Origin of the sequence: Rheinheimera nanhaiensis E407-8 (assembly GCF_000296695.1) — a bacterium.
Lineage (GTDB): Bacteria > Pseudomonadota > Gammaproteobacteria > Enterobacterales > Alteromonadaceae > Alishewanella > Alishewanella nanhaiensis.
The window spans coordinates 1-1266 of sequence record NZ_BAFK01000049.1 but is presented as its reverse complement, the minus strand read 5'-3'; the positions used below and the strand labels follow the sequence as shown (position 1 = coordinate 1266).

At 41.8% G+C, this 1266-nt stretch carries 1 protein-coding gene and 2 pseudogenes; 1 reads left to right on the top strand and 2 read right to left on the bottom strand.

Annotated features, from left to right (window positions below; translation table 11 throughout):
* Nucleotides 1–108: 108 nt before the first annotated feature.
* Nucleotides 109–459 (top strand): annotated as a pseudogene (locus tag RNAN_RS19035) (5' nucleotidase, NT5C type); the annotation flags it as partial.
* A gap of 153 nt (nucleotides 460–612) precedes the next feature.
* Here the strand turns inward: RNAN_RS19035 and RNAN_RS18510 are convergent.
* Together RNAN_RS18510 and RNAN_RS19290 are read right to left on the bottom strand one after the other, a co-directional pair.
* Nucleotides 613–975, bottom strand: coding sequence for a hypothetical protein (locus RNAN_RS18510; RefSeq protein WP_040552749.1), 363 nt, complete (start codon nucleotides 973–975; stop codon nucleotides 613–615).
* 2 nt (nucleotides 976–977) lie between these two features.
* Nucleotides 978–1266 (bottom strand): annotated as a pseudogene (locus RNAN_RS19290) (hypothetical protein); the annotation flags it as partial.

Sequence of the window (1266 nt, the reverse complement as noted above, 5' to 3'; positions counted from 1 at the left end):
TATGCGGTGTGCCCTACATCTGGCCGTACCAGGCGGCACAACTGTCGGTGTGCATTGTAAAAGGCAAAAAGCAAGACCTGACCCTAAAGCTAAAGCCAGCAAGGCTTCTTTTTAAATTTACCGCCCTATGAAGGCGCTATTGAGACGGTTCGCTGGCTAATCGAGCAGCCAGAACTACAAGTGCTGTTACTTACCGCCCCCTCCGTATTAAATCCTCATTGCTATACCGAGAAAAGACTATGGGTCGAGCGCCACTTTGGTTTAGAGCATTGTCACCGGCTTATTATCAGCGCACACAAAGGGCTTTCTCGCGGTGATTATCTGATTGATGATAAAAAAGCAGGCTTTGGTCAGGAAGACTTTCAAGGCACGCTAATTCACTATGGTAGCTCTGAGTTTCCTGATTGGTCTGTCATCAGAGCATATTTTGAACCTCTTATCACTAGGGAGGTAAGATGAAAGAGTCGAAAGGAGGATAACTTTCGATTCTTTCAAACTCGAAGAGTATGGACATTAATAATGCTATACGCGCAAGCTCGTATCAAACTCATTCGAGCGACGCCCCACCAACAAGATAAAATACATGTTAGTGGGTCTCATACACAGTTGGCACTATTCTAATTCTGCTATTAACTCATGAATGTTAAATTTGGAGCAGAGATTATGTAATCTAACTACAATTTCATTTCTGTATATGTAATTATCACTTCGATTATCACCGTCAATATCTTTCAAGTTTACATTGTTAATTACATCTTCCTGTACTAGCTTATGGAAGCCTATAATTTGTGATAGATCTTCTAGAGCTTTTTTCCTCTCACTATTTGCCTCATGCCCATCCAATGCTTCGTAGTAATAAAAGTTATTATACTTTTCTATAAAGTCTTCTACAGAAAGTTCTTTTTCAGCACACTTTATTACCAAACAACTCGCTGAAATAAGTTGTTTCCTAATTTCTATATAAAAACTGTCCATAGTTAATCCTTAATTTGGTTATCTTTAAGCGGCAACCATGGAGTTCCGTCATCATTAGTAACGCCAGGAACATGCCCGTGTGGAGCTAAAGCTCTAGGATCATCATGAGTTCTAGAACTGTGACCTCCATCTTTTCTGACACCAGTTGGGTTACCTTCAGAGTCTTTTACTTGGGTATATTTCCCATCGGGTGAGCCTTGGAGTGAAGAACCTTCCGGCCCAACCAACGCATTGCCTGAGGAGTCTACAAATATTTTCCCACCCTCGGCGGCAAGGTCTGGAGAATCGGCC